The organism is Dyella sp. (assembly GCF_035508675.1).
Taxonomy (GTDB): Bacteria; Pseudomonadota; Gammaproteobacteria; order Xanthomonadales; family Rhodanobacteraceae; genus Dyella_B.
This window is the reverse complement of sequence record NZ_DATJMN010000011.1, coordinates 1-3586: the sequence shown is the minus strand read 5'-3', so window position 1 is coordinate 3586 and position 3586 is coordinate 1. Positions and strand designations below refer to the sequence as shown.

Here is a 3586-nt window from a genome sequence, read left to right as displayed (position 1 = left end):
TCGGCTGCTTGAACACCACGTCGACGATACCGACGAAGGCCACCACATAGATCAGCGCCGACGCCAGGTCGGCAAACAGTTGCCGCGCATGCGGCTGATTGTCGTCCGGAAAGATGGTGCGCCGGAGGATCAGGTCGAGCAGGCTCTTCAACAGCCAGGCGCCCAGTACCCACCAGATGACCTTCAGCAGTTCGGGCGGCAGGCGCTGCTCACCGGAGGTCTCAAAGAAGAGGTAGTGCCCCAGCGGATTGGCCCGCCCAGGATAGACCGCGGTAAGCAGCAGCAGGATGCCGCCTCCCCATAAAAGCTGGCGATATGGCCGCAGCGTTCGCGCGAACCCGCCTAGCAGCAACACCACGGCCATCGACAAACAGGCGACGTCGAAGCCGCTGAAGATGACGGCGGGAGGGACGTTCATGCTTGCGGCCACCCGGCAGCCTGCCGGACTTGGGTCGGCCGGGCTGAAAATGCATCTGCGCCGTCCATATGTCCGTCGATGCTTGCCCCATTGGAACTACCGCAGGCCGGCGCATCGCCCTGCATCTGCCTTCGCGCAGGCGCCGTTTCGCACCGACCACTCCAGCCCAACAGGTTCCCTCCATCGGCCGTTGCGCAGCATGCAGGAGGCATCATCACCTCACCCGGAATACCGCGACATATTCGCAATCCGGGCAACGATACGATTGGAACTCGGTGCCGCGTTCCGGCGCCTGTTCTGCGAGGTAGTCGACGTCCAGGTTGTCGCGCTCCATCTCGATGGGGTTGCCGGACTCGGTGCAGTTTGGACAGATGACAGGCCCTGCGGGCAGCGTTGGATAGGTCTTGGCCATGACGGCTCTCCTCTCGCCGCACCCGCTCCATCGATGGCAGGAGCGAAACGAGTGCGGTTCTGATACACCATATTCAAGCCATACGACAGCTTCCTTCTTGACGATCGTCAACTCCAAGCGAGTAAAACCCAGGCTAGGACGGTAATCGGCGATAGCTCCGTCTCGCACCGCCAAGCAGCGCGCACTGACACGTGGGCGCGCCTTCACGACCTTGCCATGGCTCGCTCCTTTTCTTACCCTCGCCTTACCAAGGCTCCAAGGAAGGTCACATGCAATCATCTGGAACATTTCGCGGCATGCTCGTGCTCAACCGCCAGCCGCAGGAAACCCTGCATATCGGCGACGAGGTTACCGTTACCGTGCTGAGTGTCGACGGCAATCAGGTTCGCCTCGGCATCCGCGCACCCATGCACATCGACGTCCATCGCGAAGAAATCTACCGGCGCATACAGAACAACAAACGTGCTGCTGCGGCTGTGCCATCCGCTTCTCCCCAGGTCATCGTGCGCCGCTCGCGCTCTCGGCCCAATGATTAGCGCCGTGTAGGCTGACATGAAATCCCGGCTTTCTTGCACGTTCCTATGCCGGGATTTCATCCCAGCCTACGAAGCTGAAGCGCCGCAATAAATCCCATACAGCGTCTCGATGACGCGCTCGGCCGGACCCGGTTCGAGCGCATACCAGATGGTTTGCGCTTCGCGGCGCGTGCGCACCATGCCCTCGTCGCGCAGCTTGGCTAGATGTTGGGACAGCGCCGATTGACTGAGATCGGGCAAGGCTTCATTGAGCTGCCCCACGGAAAGCTCCGACCCGGCCAGCAGGCACAGTAGGCGCAGGCGTTGCGGATTGGCGAGCGCTTTCAGCAGCTGGGCGGCCTCTTCGGCCCGGTTGTGCATGGCACTGGCGTTGCGGGCGACGTTTCTCTTCATCAATGCCTCACTCCTTAGGTGTTGCGTGCTGCATGGCACCTGCTTGATTCGTGTAGCCGCCGCAACTCAACTGCAATGGCGTTCCAGCCCGCCCGCTTCGGCCAGTGGCCGAATGGATCACGGCGCGCAATTGACTTTACCGCATTCTACTAATTAAGATATTTCTAATGTAGTAATTTTTAATAAAACATGTCACCCCAAAGCGCCGGCTGACCGCCAATTGACCTGCGTCAATGTCCCCCAGAGCCATCCGCGCATGCTGAGCATGAGTCGTTTTTGCGTCTGCCATACATACATCGTCAAGGTGATCGTACATGTCACGCATCGTAGTTCTGGGAGCCGGCCTGGGCGGCATGGCGACGGCGTATGACTTAAGGGCGGCGCTGGGTGCCGGGGCCGACATTACCGTCATCGGCGATGGTCCGTACTTCAACTTCACGCCCTCCAACCCATGGGTGGCGGTCGGCTGGCGCACGCCCGAGCGGATCCGGGTGGCCGTGCGCGAGCCGTTGAACGAACATGGCATCCATTTCAGCGCGGTGCCGGTACAGGCGATCCTGCCCGATGAAAATCGCCTGCAGCTGCTCGATGGGCAGATGATGGGCTACGACTACCTGATCATTGCCACCGGCCCCCGCCTGGCCTTCGACGAAGTGCCCGGCCTTGGCCCCGAAAACGGCTTCACCCAATCGGTGTGTACCGGCCCGCATGCGCAAGCGGCGTGGGCCGCCTACCAGAAGTTTCTGGACAATCCCGGCCCGATCGTCGTCGGCGCGGTGCAAGGCGCAAGCTGCTTTGGCCCCGCCTACGAATTCGCGATGATCCTGGATGCCGACCTGCGCCGACGCAAGCTGCGCGACCGCGCACCGATCACCTTCGTTACGCCGGAGCCGTACGTCGGCCACATGGGGCTGGGCGGCGTCGGCGATTCCAAGGGTTTGCTGGAATCGGAGTTGCGCAAGCGCGACATCCGGTGGATCACCAATGCCAAGGTGGCGGCCATCGAGGCCGGACATATCAAGCTCGACGAACTGGATGCGAAAGGCGCGCTGCTGCAAGCGCACGGCTTGCCCTTCGCCTACGCCATGTTGATTCCCGCCTTTACCGGCGTCGACGCGGTGCGCGCCGTGCCCGCCCTGGTCAATCCGCGCGGTTTCGTACAGATCGACGCATTCCAACGCAGTCCGATTTACCGCAACGTCTTCGCCGCCGGCGTGTGCGTGGCGATCCCGCCGGTGGAGAGCACACCGGTGCCGACCGGCGCACCCAAGACCGGCTTCATGATCGAGTCGATGGTCGGCGCGATCGTGCAGAACATCCAGGCCGAGCTGGCCGGTGCTCCTGCCGACGCGCGCGCCACGTGGAACGCGGTCTGCCTGGCCGACATGGGCGAAACCGGCGCCGCCTTCGTGGCGTTGCCGCAGATCCCGCCGCGCAACGTCACCTGGGCCAAGACCGGCAAATGGGTGCACCTGGCGAAGATCGCCTTCGAGAAGTACTACCTGAAGAAAGCCCGCACCGGCAACACGCATCCGGTGTTCGAGCGCTACGTGCTCAAGCTGCTGGAGATCGAGACGTTGAAACCCAGGGCGCCGCGCCACTGAAGCTTTCATAGCAACGGAGCAATGATCATGAACATCGATCGCGTCGTTCTCGCTTTCGCCGGCAGCATGGTGCTGCTGAGCCTGGCATTGGGGTATTTCGTCTCGCCGTGGTGGTTTCTGCTCACGCTGTTCGTCGGCGCCAATCTGCTGCAGTCCGCGTTCACCGGCTTTTGTCCGTTGGTGAAGATCCTTGCGCACTTCGGGGTGAAGGGCGGCAGCGCGT

The 3586-nt window shown here is 62.2% G+C and carries 6 protein-coding genes; 3 read left to right on the top strand and 3 right to left on the bottom strand.

The genetic code is table 11. From position 1 onward, the window contains the following. Positions 1–418 (bottom strand): hypothetical protein (locus VMA74_RS00750; RefSeq protein ID WP_325363821.1); only part of this gene is annotated, 418 nt, incomplete at its 3' end. 214 nt (positions 419–632) lie between these two features. Continuing rightward, the gene (locus tag VMA74_RS00745; RefSeq protein WP_325363819.1) at positions 633–830 is read right to left on the bottom strand and encodes a hypothetical protein; all 198 of its coding nucleotides are present in this window, start codon (positions 828–830) and stop codon (positions 633–635) included. A gap of 296 nt (positions 831–1126) precedes the next feature. On the opposite strand from VMA74_RS00745, the gene csrA reads away from it, so the two are divergent. Further along, a complete protein-coding gene (csrA, locus tag VMA74_RS00740) occupies positions 1127–1366 on the top strand; it encodes a carbon storage regulator CsrA (RefSeq protein ID WP_325363823.1) in 240 nt (79 codons plus the stop codon). A 66-nt stretch (positions 1367–1432) separates the two neighbouring features. On the opposite strand, the gene VMA74_RS00735 is transcribed toward csrA, so the two are convergent. Then, the gene (locus VMA74_RS00735; protein ID WP_325363817.1) at positions 1433–1759 is read right to left on the bottom strand and encodes a metalloregulator ArsR/SmtB family transcription factor; all 327 of its coding nucleotides are present in this window, start codon (positions 1757–1759) and stop codon (positions 1433–1435) included. A 314-nt stretch (positions 1760–2073) separates the two neighbouring features. Between VMA74_RS00735 and VMA74_RS00730 the strand changes: the two genes are divergently transcribed. Both VMA74_RS00730 and VMA74_RS00725 read left to right on the top strand, forming a co-directional pair. Further along, positions 2074–3363, top strand: coding sequence for an NAD(P)/FAD-dependent oxidoreductase (locus VMA74_RS00730; RefSeq protein WP_325363815.1), 1290 nt, complete (start codon positions 2074–2076; stop codon positions 3361–3363). A gap of 27 nt (positions 3364–3390) precedes the next feature. Beyond that, on the top strand, positions 3391–3586 hold a 196-nt coding region (locus tag VMA74_RS00725), incomplete at its 3' end, for a DUF2892 domain-containing protein (protein ID WP_325363813.1).

What these genes read in the sequence shown, in the direction of transcription:
- VMA74_RS00745 (WP_325363819.1), bottom strand. Translation starts at nt 830, where the DNA reads ATGGCCAAGACCTATCCAACGCTGCCCGCAGGGCCTGTCATCTGTCCA.
- csrA (WP_325363823.1), top strand. Translation starts at nt 1,127, where the DNA reads ATGCTCGTGCTCAACCGCCAGCCGCAGGAAACCCTGCATATCGGCGAC.
- VMA74_RS00735 (WP_325363817.1), bottom strand. Translation starts at nt 1,759, where the DNA reads ATGAAGAGAAACGTCGCCCGCAACGCCAGTGCCATGCACAACCGGGCC.
- VMA74_RS00730 (WP_325363815.1), top strand. Translation starts at nt 2,074, where the DNA reads ATGTCACGCATCGTAGTTCTGGGAGCCGGCCTGGGCGGCATGGCGACG.